Origin of the sequence: Enterobacter sp. JS8-1, assembly GCF_049187015.1 — a bacterium.
GTDB lineage: Bacteria > Pseudomonadota > Gammaproteobacteria > Enterobacterales > Enterobacteriaceae > Enterobacter > Enterobacter mori.
This window is the reverse complement of record NZ_CP185805.1, coordinates 2,729,982-2,745,443: the sequence shown is the minus strand read 5'-3', so window position 1 is coordinate 2,745,443 and position 15,462 is coordinate 2,729,982. Positions and strand designations below refer to the sequence as shown.

Sequence of the window (15,462 nt, the reverse complement as noted above, 5' to 3'; positions counted from 1 at the left end):
ACTCAAATAAAGCCACTGGGAAGGTGGTTTTATTTTTGTGGCAAGGGAAGTCAATCTTACAGCTACTCATTATCACATCAACAGCGTTTCCGCATTGCGTATTGACGATGAGTTAACTTTTGGCACTGAGATTAGCCCATAGTGGAATAACGATTATGCTCAACCGAATTACCGTTCAGCTCCCGGTCGAGGGGCTGCTCTTCTGGAAACTCTCTGGCCGCGAGGCGATGTCCGAGTCGTTCGCCCTGACGCTGACCCTGCTCGGCACGGATGCGCGCATCGACCGCAGCAAATTGCTCGGTCAGCCGGTCACGGTGACCATCCCGACGCAGAACCTGCTCACCTCCCGCTATATTAACGGCAAAGTCACGCGCGTGGCGGTGAGCGCCGTTGAGCTGACGGGCACCCGCTACGCGGTGTACCAGCTGACGGTGGAGCCGGACCTGTGGCCGATGAAGCGCGACCGCAACCTGCGTATCTTCCAGGGGCAGACGGTGCCGCAGATTGTGAAAACCCTGCTGGGCGAGCATCAGGTCAACGTGGAGGACAAGCTCACCGGCAGCTACCGCGTATGGGACTACTGCGTGCAGTATCAGGAGTCGAGCCTTGACTTCATCAGCCGTCTGATGGAGCTGGAGGGGATTGCCTATCACTTCAGCCACGAGGCTGATAAACACACCCTGGTGCTGACTGATGCCGCCACGCAGCATCAGCCGTTCAGCGGCTATGAGGTGATTCCGTACCACCAGACGCCGTCCGGCGGCAGTACCGACGAAGAGGGCATCGGCCAGTGGGCGCTGGAGGACAGCGTGACGCCGGGTATTTACAGCCTCGACGACTATGATTTCCGCAAGCCGAACGCGTGGTTGTTCCAGGCTCAGCAGAACCCGGCGTCGCCGAAGCCGGGCAGCATTGACGTCTACGACTGGCCGGGCCGCTTTGTCGAGACCGGGCATGCGGAGTTCTACGCTCGCATTCGCCAGGAGCGCTGGCAGGTGGAGCATCAGCAGATTCAGGCCACGGCCACGGCGGCGGGCATTGCGCCGGGCCACATCTTCACCCTGACTAACGCGCCGTTCTTCAGCGATAACGGCGAGTATCTGGTGACGGCGGCCGGATACCACTTCGAGGAGAACCGCTACGCCAGCGGCGAGGGTGAAACCATTCACCGCACCGATTTCACGGTCATCCCGGCGTCGGTGTCGTACCGCCCGGCGCAGAGCACGGCGTGGCCGCGCACCTACGGCCCGCAGACGGCGAAGGTCGTGGGGCCGCAGGGGGAGAGCATCTGGACGGACAAATACGGTCGCGTGAAGGTGAAGTTCCACTGGGACCGTCTGGCGAAGGGCGATGACACCAGCTCCTGCTGGGTGCGCGTGTCGAGCGCGTGGGCCGGCCAGGGCTACGGCGGGGTGCAAATTCCGCGCGTGGGCGATGAGGTGGTGGTGGACTTTATCAACGGCGATCCTGACAGGCCGATTATCACCGGGCGCGTGTATAACGAAGCCAGCATGCCGCCGTGGGCGCTGCCGGCAGCGGCGACGCAGATGGGCTTTATGAGCCGCACGAAAGACGGCTCGGTCGACAACGCCAACGCGCTGCGCTTTGAGGACAAGGCAGGTGCAGAGCAGGTGTGGATCCAGGCCGAGCGCAACATGGACACCAGCGTTAAGAATGATGAAACGCACAGCGTCGGTGGCGAGCGCAGCCATTACGTTAAGAAAAACGAGCTGCATCGCGTGGAGGCTAATCAGATCCAGGCGGTGAAAGGTGGAACCGAGATCCTGACGGGGAAAGGCAAGCTGGATGCGGCGGTGGAGCAGTACGTTATCGCTTCCGGAACAAAGCTGAGACTTGTCTCCGGCGAGAGCGCCATTGAGCTTAACGCGAACGGCAAAATTAGCCTGATCGGCAAAGAGTTTAACTTCTTTGTTGAAGGGGATGGTCATATCACGACGGGCGGAAAGCTGCACCTGAATACCTCAGGCACAAAACCGGGCACCACGGCGCCGGGCGCGGGGCATAAAGGGGATATTGATGCGGCGGTGCAGGCGAAATTCACGCCGCCGAAAGAATAACCGCTTTCTGTCTGCCACCACGTTGTCCATAACGGTCCTTAAAATTCTTCAGCATTCTTAGACGCGGATTCACCAATGAAATATACCCTCCAGGAAGGTTCGTTTTCCCTTTTCCCTGCGGCCTGGCAGGATAACAGCATGAATATTATTCGCGATGACGAAAGCGGGCTGTCCGTCGTGGTCAGCCGCGGCGTTATCCCGGATGGCAGCGATTATGAGAAAGAGTTCCACCGCCAGTGGGACGTGATGCGCCCTCAGATGGGCGAGGTCGTTCAGAGCGAGTTCCAGGGTGTGAAAGCCGGGCCTAACGGCAACATCAGCGGTCTGGAAGTTGAAACCAACTTTGACCATAACGGCCAGCGCCTGTGGCAAAAACAGCTGGCCGTGCAGACGCCGGGCAAACCGGTGTTGATGATTTTTACCCTCTCAGCGCTCAGAGCATTTACTGAAGAGGACGAGGTGCGCTGGAGCGCGCTTAAGCAGAGCCTGACGCTAAACGACAACCGGAATGTGTAAGGCATGAGCGACAACAACGCGGCCCGTAAGGGCGACGAGATTATTCACTCCAGCATTTTTGCTGACATCACCAGCATTGTGGCGGAAGGTGCCGCTTATGCGGTGATCGGTGCGGCGGTGGGTGCCGCAGCTACCGTGGCAGCGCCATTGCTGGGGGCAGGGGCGGCAGCCGCAGGCGTGGCGGCGATTGGCTCCAGTTGTCTGTTAAGTGGCATCATTGGCGGCGTGCTGGCAAACGTGGCGGGGATCACAGACGATATCAGCAACGCCGCCGAAGGGTTAGGCAACGCGCTTTTCCCGCCGTCGCCTGCGGGGAAAATCACAACGGGTTCGAATAACGTTCTGACGAATGCGATCCCCGCCGCACGCGCGGCCGGAACGCTGACGCCAGCAGATACCCCTTCACCTGAGCCGCAGTCTCCGGGCAGCTTTGCCGATTACGCGGGCATGCTGCTTTCCGCTGCCGGACAGTTTGGTAGCGAAATGTGGCAGCCGAGCGTGGCGTCTGCCGCCGCGGGCACCTCACCGCTGGAAGAAGACAAGGTGGCGTGTGAAAAGCACTCCGGACCGCAGTATCTGGCGGAAGGCTCGAAAAGCGTCTTCATCAACGGCCAGCCTGCGGTGCGTGCGAAAGATCGCACCACCTGCGAAGGGACCGTTTCCGATGACGTCTCCCCGAACGTGATTATCGGCGGCGACACGCTCACGGTTCGCGATATCAAAAGCGGCAAAACGCCGGGTCTGGCGCTGGGGATGATTGCGCTCTCCCTGCTCCGCGGCCGTCCGGGCAAGATTTTGAAAAACATGCCCTGCGCACTGGCGGCGGCGGGCGGCGGGATGCTGGCCGATATGGCCGTCAATGCCGTGTTTGGCTCCTCGCACCCGGTTCACGCCGCCACCGGCGTGAAGGTGCTGAATGACGATGACGAGCTTGATTTCTCGCTGCCGGGGCGCTTCCCGCTTCGCTGGCAGCGCAGCTACAACAGCCTGACCACCCGCGAAGGGCTGTTTGGCCTGGGCTGGGCTACCGCCTTTGACAGCTATCTGACGCTGGAAGAAAACAACGCCACCTGGTTCGACGAAACCGGACGCGAGCTGAGCTTTGAACTGCCCCCTGTTGACCGGGCGTTTTACAGCATCAGCGAAGGCATTATTATCCGCCGCAATGAGAGCGGCGACGTGGCGATTGCTGACGATGACGGCGCGGTGTGGCGTCTGTACAAACCGACCCGGGCGAACCCCTTAATCCTGCGTCTGGCCTCCCTGAGTGATGAATACGGCAACGCGCTGCTGACGGAGTGGGACGAGCACGGCAGGCTGGTTGGTCTTCACGATGAGCCGCGGGCGATAGACGTCACCCTGCGCTATGAGGACGAAAGATTCCCGCAGCGCGTGACCGCTGCCAGCCATTTCGACGGCAACCGTACCTGGCCGCTGATGCAGTGGGGCTACGATGCGCGCGGACAGCTGACAAGCGCGACGGATGCCTCTGGCGTCGTCACCCGCGAATACCGCTATAACGACCACGGCCTGATGGTCTGGCACCGGATGCCGGGCGGTCTGGAGAGCGAATACCGCTGGAAAAAATTTGATCACTGGCGCGTGGTGGAAAACCGCACCAGCACCGGCCACGGCTGCCGCTTTACCTATGATTTAGCCGCCGGGCTAACGACCGTCGAGCACTATGATGGTCAGACGCGTCAGCACTACTGGAATGCGCAGAGCCTGATCGTCCGCTTTGTAGACGAGCGCGGTGAAAACTGGCGTTACGAGTGGGATGACAACGAGCTTCTGACTCGCCGCATCGATCCGCTCGGGAACGCCGTTACCTTCGTTTACGACGAGATGGGCAACCGGGTGGAGGAGATCGATGCCGACGGCAATGCCCGCACTACCGCCTGGCTTGAGCACCGCGCGCTGCCGTCAGCCATCGTTGAAGCCGACGGCAGCGCTACCCGTTTCTGGTACGACGAACATCACGGCCTGAAGCGCGTGGTGGACCCGATGGGGCAGACGACGCTGCTGCGCCGGGACGAGTTTGGTCAGGTCGTTGAGGAGGTCGATGCCGCCGGCAACAGCCGCTACCAGGAGTACAACGAGGCGGGACAGCTGGTACGCGCGACGGACTGCTCTGGCCGCACGACCCGGTATCACTATCATCCGCTGGGCTGGCTGGTGACCGAGACTGGGGCTGACGGTGAAGAGACGAGCTACCGCTACGACGCTGCAGGGCGCCCGGTACAGCTCGATCGCCCGGAAGGCTGGACGGAGTCGCTCAAATGGAACGAATGCGGCCTGCCGGTGAAGCATGCTGGCGCTGATGGTAAAGAAAGTGAGTTTAGATACGATGAGGCCGGGCGCTTAACCGCCACGCGAAATTCTCAGGGTGAAGAGGTCCGTCGCCGCTGGGACAGCCGGGGGCGTCTGATTGCCCTTGAAAACGAAAACGGTGAAGCGTATCAGTTCCGCTGGGGTGCAGACTCGCTGCTGCTGGAAGAGGTAGGGCTCGATGGCGTGGCCTCACAGTATCGCTACGACGCCTGCGGGCGCACGATAGCGCGTACCTTTGCCGCCGGTCATCCAGAAGCCATTACCCACGCCTTTGCCTGGAGCGCGAGCGGCCAGTTGGTCGCCCGCACCACGCCGGAAGGCCAGACCCGCTACCACTACACCTCGTCAGGGCTGCTGAGCCGGATTGGGCTGCATCCTGCGCTTTCAGCAGACGCCTGGAGCACCGAGGCAGAGCAGGAGCTTGCCTTTGAATATGATGCGCTCGGTCGCGTCACGCGCGAAGCGGGCGAACACGGTGAGCTGGCGTGGGAGTACGACGCCCTAGGCAATCGCACCTCCGTTACGCTTCCGGATGGCCGCGAGTTAAAACAGTTCTACTACGGCAGCGGGCATCTGCTCAGCATTGCTCTCGATAAGCTGTCGGTATCCGACTTTACCCGTGACGAACTCCACCGGGAGACCAGCCGCACGCAGGGGCTGCTGACCACCCGCAGCGAATACGATCGTCTTGGGCGACTGCATCGCCGGGACGTCTTTACCGGCAATGCCCAGCGCCCGTCGCCGCGCCGGTGGTCCCGCCGCTGGGATTACGATTACCGCAATAACCTGGTGCGGGAAGAGCGGGACGATAACCCGTTCAGCTGGTACCGCTGGCAGTACGACAGCGCCGGGCGTCTGCTCGTTCAGGACGGTACGCTGCCCGGCCAGGAGCAGTGGCGCTGGGATGCTGCCGGTAACCCGCTCGAAGGCTCTGCTGAGAAGATCGCGCACAACCGCCTGACGCAGCTGAACGGCATTTGCTGGCGTTATGACATCCACGGCCGCACCGTGGAGAAAAATAATGGCCAGACGCGCTGGCACTACCGGTACGACGGCGAACATCGCCTGACGGAGGTTATCAGCCAGCCGCGGGACCGCAACAGGCCGCAGACGCAGGTCAGCTTCCGCTACGATCCGCTCGGGCGACGCATCAGCAAAACGCGCCAGCAGATGCTGGGCGGTCAGCCAGTCGGCAAGCCGGTCACTACCCGGTTTGTCTGGGAAGGGTTCCGCCTGCTGCAGGAAATGCACGGGGATGTGCCTCTGACCTACGTCTACAGCGATCAGGACAGCTACGACCCGCTGGCCCGTATCGATGGCGTTGATGCCCCGGAGATCTTCTGGTTCCACTGTCAGCCGAACGGAACGCCGGAGCGGATGACGGATATCGAAGGGCAGGTGCGCTGGGAAGGGGTCAACAGCGCCTGGGGCAAGCTGCTGCGGGAAAGCGAGACGCGGGCATCAGGATATTCCCAGAACCTGCGCATGCAGGGGCAATACCTGGACCGTGAGACAGGGCTGCACTACAATCTGTTCCGGTATTACGACCCGGACTGCGGACGGTTTACGCAGCAGGACCCGATAGGGCTGGCGGGGGGGATAAACCTTTACCAATATGCGCCGAATGCGCTGGGGTGGGTGGATCCGTGGGGGTTGAGTTGCCGTAAAAAATTTATGGGAAGAACCCCGGGAAAAAATAGTAAAACTGGACGTGAAGTAATCGCACGAATGCGAGGAGAAGGACGTATTCGTGGTACGGGCGATAGGATGCAATTTAAAAGCTCAACTGATGGTAAATGGTACCGTATTCAGGATGCGGACATGGCTCATTTAACAGATGCAGTTAAATACTGGAATCAGAAGGGTGGCTACTATGGTCCTAAATCTCGTGAGGTCAGAGCCTTTATGAGAGATTCCAGAAATTATGAGCTTGAATATTATGGTCACAATCGGTCTCAGGGAGCGCTGCTACCTGATAGATATAAAGATTCCGCTGATTTTATTGGCCCACAGGAAAAATCCCAATATTTCCAATGAAGGAGCATTGTTCCATGAAAGATCTTGAAGACCCAAAAATTGAATCCGAAATTAACTCCTTTGTTGAAAAAGGAAACGAGTTTCACGATGACAAAAAATACGCCGAGGCTTTAGAGCAATACCAAAAAGCATGGCAAGCTCTCCCTGAACCAAAGCTTGAATGGGAACTTGCCAACTGGATCTCTGCGTGCATGTACAGCGCATATTTTGATCTCGCCGATTACGATGAGGCGAAGAAATGGGGAGAGACGACGTTGCGCACACGTGGATCGGATATAGACACTGCACCATCAATCGACCTCGGCATGGTCTGTTACGAGTTGAATCAATTCGATGAAGCGTATAAATATTTCAACGATGCTTATAACTACGGCAAAGAGCGTGCGTTTCAGGATAGACCTAAAAAATACCTTGAGTTCTATCTGCGCAAGAGGGCGTAAAATCGGTAATTTATGAAAAAAATCCACGCCTTGGCGTGGATTTTTTTCATTCAAAACAAATCAGACGTTAAACAGGAAGTTCATTACGTCGCCATCTTTAACGATATAATCTTTCCCTTCCGCACGCATCTTGCCTGCTTCTTTCGCGCCTTGCTCACCCTTATAGGTGATGAAGTCTTCAAACGCGATGGTCTGCGCACGAATAAAGCCTTTCTCGAAGTCGGTATGGATTTTACCAGCCGCCTGAGGCGCAGTTGCACCCACAGGGATGGTCCACGCACGCACTTCCTTCACGCCAGCGGTGAAGTAGGTCTGCAGGTTCAGCAGCTCATAGCCTGCGCGGATCACGCGGTTCAGGCCCGGCTCTTCCAGACCCAGCTCGGCCATGAACTCTTCACGGTCGGCATCGTCCAGCTCGGCGATATCGGATTCAACGGCAGCGCACACGGCAACAACCACAGAACCTTCAGCCGCTGCGATTTCACGTACTTTGTCGAGGTACGGGTTGTTCTCGAAACCGTCTTCATTGACGTTGGCGATGTACATGGTTGGCTTCAGGGTCAGGAAGCTCAGGTATTTGATTGCCGCTTTGTCTTCTTCAGTCAGGTTTTTCAGCGCGCGCAGCATGCCGGCGTTTTCCAGCTGTGGCAGACATTTTTCCAGCGCAGCCAGTTCCGCTTTCGCGTCCTTGTCGCCGCCTTTGGCTTTCTTCTGCACGCGGTGAATAGCGCGTTCGCAGGTGTCGAGGTCAGAAAGCGCCAGCTCGGTGTTAATGACGTCGATGTCGTCAGCCGGATCCACTTTGTTGTTGACGTGGATAATGTTGTCGTTCTCGAAGCAGCGCACAACGTGACCGATCGCTTCGGTTTCACGGATGTTGGTCAGGAACTGGTTGCCCAGACCTTCACCTTTAGATGCGCCTTTTACCAGGCCCGCGATGTCCACGAACTCCATGGTGGTCGGCAGAATGCGCTGCGGCTTCACGATTTCCGCGAGCTGGTCCAGACGCGGATCCGGCATTGGCACAACGCCAGTGTTAGGTTCGATGGTACAGAACGGGAAGTTCGCCGCTTCGATACCCGCTTTGGTAAGCGCGTTAAACAGGGTGGATTTGCCCACGTTTGGCAGACCGACGATACCGCATTTGAATCCCATTTCTAAATCACCTTAATATCTTGATAATCAATCCGTTAACGATAACCGACTGATGAAAAGTAAATAACTACGCCTATTATACACGTAACCCGCATGACGCGCGGTAAAAATGCCTTACCTGGTGGATTATTGCGCTTTGAAAGCGTGCAAGCGGTTTGTCGCTTTGGTTAGCCCGTCTTTCAGCCAGATTTCGGTGCAGCGCGCCGCTTCGTCTACCGCTTCGTCAATCAGTTTCTGCTCAGAAACCGGGGGCTTACCGAGTACGAAACCGACAACTTTGTTTTTATCGCCCGGATGACCGATTCCGACGCGCAAACGGTGGAAATTCGGGTTATTTCCCAGCTTGCTGATGATGTCTTTAAGACCGTTGTGGCCGCCGTGCCCGCCGCCCAGTTTGAATTTTGCTATGCCAGGCGGGAGATCCAGCTCATCGTGAGCCACCAGAATTTCATCCGGATTAATGCGATAAAAGGTTGCCATTGCCGCCACGGCTTTACCGCTCAGGTTCATAAAGGTGGTGGGCACCAGTAAGCGAACATCCGCGCCAGCAAGGTTGATACGTGAGGTATAGCCAAAGAATTTAGGTTCTTCACGCAGGGGGACACGTAACCGCTCGGCCAGCAGATCGACGTACCATGCCCCGGCGTTGTGGCGAGTGGCCGCATATTCTGCGCCCGGGTTGGCGAGGCCGACAATCAGTTTAATCGTCACGATTCAATTCCTAATGGGTTCCAGATCTGGCGCGTAGTTTACTGTCTGGCGCGCCGCTTGACAAAATTCTGCGACCATCATAACGAAATGCGAATAATTTCCGGTTTGAACAATTAGAATTTCAAGCTGTTCAAAGCCTTATTTGTAAACTTTTGTTTGGGCGTTATCTGTAATTGTGATCATTCACGCAACTCATAAAAGGGGCGTTGTCTATACTTTACACACAAGGATTAGGGGCTTTTCCCCTGACAACCCAAAGTTCCGGAGGTGACACATGAAACGCAAAAACGCTTCGATACTCGGTAACGTGCTAATGGGGTTGGGGCTGTTCGTGATGGTAGCCGGGGTGGGTTATTCAATTTTAAACCAGTTACCACAGTTTGATCTCCCGCAATACTTCGCGCATGGCGCGATATTGAGCATCTTCATTGGTGCGGTATTATGGCTGGCGGGGGCTCGCGTGAGCGGCCATGAGGAAGTGTGTGACAAGTACTGGTGGGTGCGCCACTACGACAAACGCTGTCGTCGCGACCAGCATAAGCACAGCTAGTGCTACGATGAAGAACACCGAAACGGTTCCCTGGGGAGCCGTTTTTTTTGCATCAAGGGTTGACCCTCACGTAACGTAAGGCTCCAGAGTGGTGCCACTGGCAAAGAAAAGGAGCAGTTATGTTGATTCAGGTGGGTGAACTGGCGAAACGTGCCGGGATCACCGTACGAACATTGCATCACTATGAGCAAACAGGGCTGTTGCTGCCTTCTGCCAGAAGCGCGGCAGGTTACCGGCTTTACAACCTGGCGGATGTTCAGCGTCTGCACATGATCCAGGCGCTGGCAAAAGCGGGGCTGGAACTTGCTGAAATCAGGGATTTTCTGGAACAGGAGTCGCTGTCGTTAACGGAACTCCTCGATGCGCAAATCAGCCTGCTGGATAAACAGCTGCGCAGCATAAACACGCTGCGCGACAGGCTGATGGACTTACGCACCGGGCTTGCCGCCGATGAGACTCCCGATCTGGAATCCTGGCTACAGACTCTGGAGTTAATGAATATGTACGATCGCTGGTTTAGCAAAGAAGAGTTACAGCAGCTGCCGTTTGCGGTGCAGAAGGATGCGCTGGCGGCTATCTGGTCAGGGCTGGTTGCAGAGGCCAGCATGCTGCTGGAACAACACATACCCGTGACGGACGCCCGGGCGATGGACCTGGCGACGCGCTGGATGGAACGCCTGGAACTGGACACAGCGGGTAAGCCGGAGTTTCTCACCCGGCTGAACGAAATGCACAGCGTTGAGCCACAGATGCAGGCACAGACCGGCATTACGCCGGAGATGACCGATTACATTACGCGGGCGTTTGCCGAATCGAAACTTATTATCTGGGAGAAATATCTCTCTGCCGAAGAGATGGCTTTTACCCGGAAACACTACTTTGACCGCATGATGGAGTGGCCGCCGCTGGTGGCAAAAGTGCACCAGGCGCAGCGGGAAAATCTCGACCCCACCTCTGAAGAGGCGCAAAAGCTTGCCGAAAACTGGCTGGCGTTGTTCCAGTCGTACGCGGGTACGAACCCGGAGACCCAGCAAAAGTTTCGTGTGGCCATGCAGCAGGAGCCGCATCTGATGAAGGGAACATGGATGACGCCTGCCGTACTTGGGTGGCTCCAGCAGGCTATCGGGGTGATGATGCAGAGACGTTTCTCTGCATCAGGTGGCTCACAGGTCCGCTAGCGCGGCATCCCGGTTAGGGTAGAAGGAGAGTCGGCCAGGGATGGGCTGCACGCCCGCGCGCGCCATGGTGCGCAGGGGCTGGAACTCCAGGTTACTCACCCGCAGCTCACAGCCGTCCGGCAGACGTTTCACGAAGCGCTGGAAGGCATCCAGCCCGCCTGCATCCAGTACCGGTACGGCATCCCACTTCAGCACGACAACCCGTTTGCCCACGATGCGGGACTCCAGATCGCTGAACAGGCCTTCCGCCGCAGCGAAGAACAGCGGGCCAATCACGCGCAGCACCAGCACATCGTCAGGCACCTCCACGTTAACCGGGGAAAGGCGCGTCATCTGCGCGATGCGGCGCATAAACAGCAGGGAAGCCAGCACGATCCCGACGCTGATGGCGATAACCATATCGAACAGCACGGTCAGCGACATGCAGATTAGCATCACGATGATGTCGTCCTTCGGCGCGCGACGCAGCAGGTTCACCACCTTATGCGCCTCACTCATGTTCCACGCCACCATCAGCAGCAGCGCCGCCATTGCAGAGAGCGGGAGCCAGGAGAGCCACGGAGCAAGAATGAGCAGGGCGAGGATCACCAGCACGGAGTGGATAACCGCCGAAACGGGTGACGTTGCTCCCGCGCGCACGTTTGCAGCGGAACGGGCGATGGCTGCCGTTGCGGTAATACCGCCGAAGAACGGCGCGATGATATTCCCTAATCCCTGACCGACCAGCTCGCTGTTGGCTTTGTGTTTGGTGCCGGTCATACCGTCCAGTACGACGGCGCAGAGCAGGGACTCAATCGCCCCCAGCATCGCCATAGAAAATGCGGCGGGAAGCAAAGCTCGCAGCGAATCCCAGCTTAGGGTAAAGCTGGAGCCGGGCATGTCCCACGGCAGCACCAGCTGCGGCAACAGCTGCGGAATGCCGCTACCCTGTGAACCGTCCGCCAGAACATAGTGGAACTGCGAGCCGATGGTCGCGACATGACCACCGAACATATTGACGATAGCCATCACCGCGCAGCCCAGCAGCAGGGCGGGCAGATGGCCCGGGAGACGGATCCCCAGACGAGGCCAGACGATCAGCGTACCCAGCGTCACAATCCCAATGGCGGCGTCGCCCAGGTTGGCGGTCGGCAGCGCCATAAACAGCGCCCCCACTTTCTGTAAATAGTGCTCAGGAACATGAGTCATCTGCAGGCCGAGGAAATCCTTGATCTGCATGGTTCCGATGGTGATACCAATCCCCGAGGTGAATCCCAGCGTCACGGAAAGGGGGATGTACTCGATCAGCCGACCAAAGCGGGCCAGGCCAAACAGAATCAAAAAGACGCCGGACATCAGGGTGGCGACCAGCAGTCCTGCCAAACCAAACTGCTGCGAAACCGGGTAGAGGATCACCACAAAGGCGGCGGTCGGGCCGGAGACGCTGAAGCGCGAGCCGCCCGTAAGGGCGATGACGATCCCGGCAACGGCCGAGGTGTACAGACCGTACTGCGGCGCAACGCCGCTGCCAATCGCCAGCGCCATCGCCAGCGGGATGGCGATAATGCCGACGGTGATCCCGGCAATCAGGTCACGTACAAAGCGTGATGAGGTGTATTTCTCTTTCCAGCAGGCGTCGATGAGGGCGCGAAAGGGCAGAACATGTGAGGAGGTTACGTTTTTCACAATTATCTATCATCCGTATGCGCATCATCTGTCATATCAATGGCAGGTGAAGGAGGCATTAATCATACAAATAAAACCCAGAGACAAAAAAACCCGCCGCAGCGGGTTTATCGGCCGTGTTCGATTAGTGTTCGAACATTGCTGAGATGGATTCTTCGTTGCTGATACGACGAATCGCTTCGGCCAGCATCCCGGACAGGGTCAGGGTACGCACGTTTGGCAGTGCCTTGATCTCGTCGCTCAGAGGGATGGTATCGCATACCACCACTTCGTCAATGACGGAGTTGCGCAGGTTGTTTACCGCGTTACCGGAGAAGATCGGGTGGGTCGCGTAAGCGAACACGCGCTTGGCACCACGCTCTTTCAGCGCTTCAGCTGCTTTACACAGCGTACCGCCGGTATCGATCATGTCGTCAACCAGCACGCAGTCGCGGCCAGCAACGTCACCGATGATGTGCATCACCTGAGAAACGTTAGCGCGCGGACGGCGTTTGTCGATGATTGCCATGTCGGTATCGTTCAGCAGCTTAGCGATAGCACGGGCACGTACCACGCCGCCGATGTCCGGAGAAACCACGATTGGGTTGTCCAGGTTCAGCTGCAGCATGTCTTCCAGCAGGATTGGGCTGCCGAATACGTTATCAACCGGGACGTCGAAGAAGCCCTGGATCTGCTCTGCGTGCAGGTCAACGGTCAGTACGCGGTCAACGCCGACGCTGGACAGGAAGTCAGCGACAACTTTAGCGGTGATTGGCACACGTGCAGAACGGACGCGACGGTCCTGACGGGCATAGCCGAAGTAAGGGATTACAGCAGTGATACGGCCTGCTGAAGCGCGACGCAGGGCGTCGACCATAACAACCAATTCCATCAGGTTGTCGTTTGTTGGAGCACAGGTGGACTGGATGATGAAAATATCACCACCGCGTACATTTTCGTTAATTTGTACGCTGACTTCGCCGTCGCTAAAGCGACCTACGGCGGCGTCGCCGAGGGAAGTGTACAGGCGGTTGGCAATACGTTGTGCTAGTTCCGGGGTGGCGTTACCAGCAAAAAGCTTCATATCAGGCACGAGAAGAACCTCAGGCATGCGTCCAGTGGTGGATAGCGTTCGCCGCAAACTGTGCGGGCCAGGCAAATGCTATCCAGGCGGTGTATTAAAGAGCGCGATGCAACGTCTGGAACAGGGTGACGTTGTCACCGAAACTCAGTCTGCGCCAGTAAGGTCTGCTGTAGGGGGGAGGTGTTCATCCCGCGTGCTACAAAACCATGCAGCCAAACCGGCGCTTGCTCAAGCACCTGACGAGCGGCGGATTCGGTGTCAAATTCAGCAAAGACACAGGCCCCTGTACCCGTAAGGCGCGACGGCGCGTATTCTAACAGCCAGGAAAGCACCGCATCAACCTCGCGAAAACGTTTTCTTGCGATATCCTCGCAATCGTTGCTGAATTCACAATTTAATAACGTTTCTATTGACCGTTCCGGGGTATTTCTTTTCAGGTCAGGATCTTTAAAGATGACCGGCGTTGGTATGCTCACGCCAGGGAGGGCAACCAGATACCATTTTTCCGGCGGGTCGACTGGCGTGAGGATCTCGCCGACGCCCTCGGCAAAAGCCGCATGACCGCGAACAAACACCGGGACATCAGCCCCCAGCGTCAAGCCTAAGGCTGCCAGTTCGTCCTTTGACAGCCCGCAGCCCCAGAGATGATTCAGCGCAACCAGTACGGTCGCGGCGTTAGATGAGCCACCGCCCAACCCGCCGCCCATCGGCAGACGCTTCTCGATACGGATATCCGCACCGCTTCCTGAGGGCAGACGACCTGATTCCGCTGCGGCTTTCATCAGAAGGCGCGCGGCGCGCACGATCAGGTTGTCCTCGTGCGCCACGCCTTCAACGGGCGTCAGCAGACATATCTGTCCATCCTGGCGCAGCTCAATGGCGATCGTGTCGCCATAATCAATAAACTGAAACAGCGTCTGCAGGGTGTGATAACCGTCAGCACGCTGGCCGGTGATGTATAAAAACAGGTTCAGTTTTGCCGGAGAGGGCCAGTGGGTCATCATTTAACGATCCAGTTGTCCATTTTCAGCTTAATGCGCTGGCTGCCTTGCGTCAGCTCCATATTCGACGGCAACGACGGTTTACTCTTGCTGTCATAAGCGCTGTACACCACTTTCCACGTCTTGCCATTCTGAGTGTAGTTCACCTGGCTGAGACGGTATTGATCGTCAAGCTGGTAGTCGGTTGCCTCACCCGGCAGACCGAGGATCCACTGGCGCAGGCTGTTGAGCGGGATAGGCATCCCCGTCAGTTTGCCAATCATCTCTTCGGCGTCTGTCGCGGTGTAGTGCTGGCCTTTGTTATCGGTGATCTGCGCTTGGCCCGGTTTGGCGATAAGCTCCAGTTCGGTGCTGCCCAGCGGATTTAACAGCAGCAGGCGATAGTTGTCCTGACCCGTTTGTTGCCAGAAGAATCGTGCATAAACCTTTTGCTCGTCAGAGAGATAAGCGAAAGCGCCGCGGGTCTGGTACTGGCTCAAATTACGGACGTCCTGCTGGTGCTGACGCCACTGCGGTGAATCAGGGCTTTTGCCCGGGCCTTTTGGTTGGGTGACGGTACATGCGGTCAGAACCAGTGCCGCCAGCGGCAGCAGGCGAATCAGTCGGGTCATAATGAGGACAAATCCTTGAGATACGTTGCAGTTATAACTGTTAATGCTAGCGTCCCACAGTGCTACCGTCTACGTTCAAATTATCTCAAAGCGTTGTATCTACCCTAAATAATTCAAGCTGCATGA

12 protein-coding genes are annotated in these 15,462 nt (G+C 57.5%); 6 read left to right on the top strand and 6 right to left on the bottom strand.

Translation table 11 applies throughout. The features are described from left to right. The first annotated feature begins 155 nt into the window (after positions 1 to 155). The 4 genes from ACOQH0_RS13050 to ACOQH0_RS13035 all read left to right on the top strand — a co-directional run bounded on the left by ACOQH0_RS13050 (position 156) and on the right by ACOQH0_RS13035 (position 7,402). Positions 156 to 2,078: a type VI secretion system Vgr family protein gene (locus ACOQH0_RS13050; RefSeq protein WP_421510523.1), complete on the top strand. Its 1,923-nt coding sequence runs from the start codon at positions 156 to 158 to the stop codon at positions 2,076 to 2,078. A 75-nt stretch (positions 2,079 to 2,153) separates the two neighbouring features. Continuing rightward, entirely contained in the window at positions 2,154 to 2,594 is a 441-nt protein-coding gene (locus ACOQH0_RS13045) for a DcrB-related protein (protein WP_421510521.1), read from the top strand. 3 nt (positions 2,595 to 2,597) lie between these two features. Then, entirely contained in the window at positions 2,598 to 6,962 is a 4,365-nt protein-coding gene (locus ACOQH0_RS13040; protein WP_421510520.1) for an RHS repeat-associated core domain-containing protein, read from the top strand. Positions 6,963 to 6,976: 14 nt separating this feature from the next. Continuing rightward, complete coding sequence (locus ACOQH0_RS13035) at positions 6,977 to 7,402, top strand: hypothetical protein (RefSeq protein WP_023336006.1); 426 nt, start codon at positions 6,977 to 6,979, stop codon at positions 7,400 to 7,402. Between the two features lie 60 nt (positions 7,403 to 7,462). Here the strand turns inward: ACOQH0_RS13035 and ychF are convergent, their stop codons facing one another. Both ychF and pth read right to left on the bottom strand, forming a co-directional pair. Continuing rightward, positions 7,463 to 8,557 (bottom strand): redox-regulated ATPase YchF, encoded by a 1,095-nt coding sequence (ychF, locus tag ACOQH0_RS13030; RefSeq protein WP_010432886.1) that lies wholly within the window; start codon positions 8,555 to 8,557, stop codon positions 7,463 to 7,465. A gap of 126 nt (positions 8,558 to 8,683) precedes the next feature. Next, positions 8,684 to 9,268 carry an aminoacyl-tRNA hydrolase gene (gene pth, locus ACOQH0_RS13025; RefSeq protein ID WP_421510519.1) on the bottom strand — a complete coding sequence of 195 codons (585 nt, stop codon included), beginning with the start codon at positions 9,266 to 9,268 and terminating at the stop codon, positions 8,684 to 8,686. Between the two features lie 274 nt (positions 9,269 to 9,542). Between pth and ychH the strand changes: the two genes are divergently transcribed. Both ychH and ACOQH0_RS13015 read left to right on the top strand, forming a co-directional pair. After that, entirely contained in the window at positions 9,543 to 9,818 is a 276-nt protein-coding gene (gene ychH, locus ACOQH0_RS13020) for a stress-induced protein YchH (RefSeq protein WP_042713911.1), read from the top strand. Between the two features lie 119 nt (positions 9,819 to 9,937). Then, positions 9,938 to 10,996, top strand: coding sequence for a MerR family transcriptional regulator (locus ACOQH0_RS13015; protein WP_421510518.1), 1,059 nt, complete (start codon positions 9,938 to 9,940; stop codon positions 10,994 to 10,996). Here ACOQH0_RS13015 and dauA read toward each other — a convergent pair. The 4 genes from dauA to lolB form a co-directional block, all read right to left on the bottom strand. Next, entirely contained in the window at positions 10,982 to 12,661 is a 1,680-nt protein-coding gene (gene dauA, locus ACOQH0_RS13010) for a C4-dicarboxylic acid transporter DauA (RefSeq protein WP_421510517.1), read from the bottom strand. The two genes, ACOQH0_RS13015 and dauA, sit on opposite strands and share 15 nt — an antisense overlap. Positions 12,662 to 12,785: 124 nt before the next feature. Then, positions 12,786 to 13,733, bottom strand: coding sequence for a ribose-phosphate diphosphokinase (gene prs, locus ACOQH0_RS13005; protein ID WP_003856663.1), 948 nt, complete (start codon positions 13,731 to 13,733; stop codon positions 12,786 to 12,788). 125 nt (positions 13,734 to 13,858) lie between these two features. Further along, complete coding sequence (gene ispE, locus ACOQH0_RS13000) at positions 13,859 to 14,728, bottom strand: 4-(cytidine 5'-diphospho)-2-C-methyl-D-erythritol kinase (RefSeq protein WP_421510514.1); 870 nt, start codon at positions 14,726 to 14,728, stop codon at positions 13,859 to 13,861. Continuing rightward, positions 14,725 to 15,336: a lipoprotein insertase outer membrane protein LolB gene (lolB, locus tag ACOQH0_RS12995; protein ID WP_421510512.1), complete on the bottom strand. Its 612-nt coding sequence runs from the start codon at positions 15,334 to 15,336 to the stop codon at positions 14,725 to 14,727. Before lolB ends, ispE begins: the two co-directional genes overlap by 4 nt. Positions 15,337 to 15,462 lie beyond the last annotated feature (126 nt).